A 259-nucleotide genomic window follows, 5' to 3' on the forward strand; every position below is an offset into this window, starting at 1 on the left:
GTGGTGATTCACGAATATGGACATTTCTGGGCGGCTCGTCGCTGCGGCGTCCGGGTATTGCGGTTTTCAGTCGGTTTTGGAAATCCGTTGTTTTCCGTGCGAGACAAGCAGGGTACCGAATATTCTGTCGCGCCTCTGCCGTTGGGTGGCTACGTCAAAATGCTGGATGAGCGGGAAGGCGATGTTCCCGAGCATTTGAGAGAGCAGAGTTTTAATGCCAAATCGGTCGCCCAGCGCAATTTTATTGCCGCTGCGGGGC

At 54.8% G+C, this 259-nt stretch carries 1 protein-coding gene; it reads left to right on the top strand.

What is annotated here, in order from left to right:
- Window positions 1-259 (top strand): site-2 protease family protein (locus Q4563_RS20780; protein WP_442903835.1); only part of this gene is annotated, 259 nt, incomplete at both ends.

Source organism: Gilvimarinus sp. 1_MG-2023 (assembly GCF_030548285.1).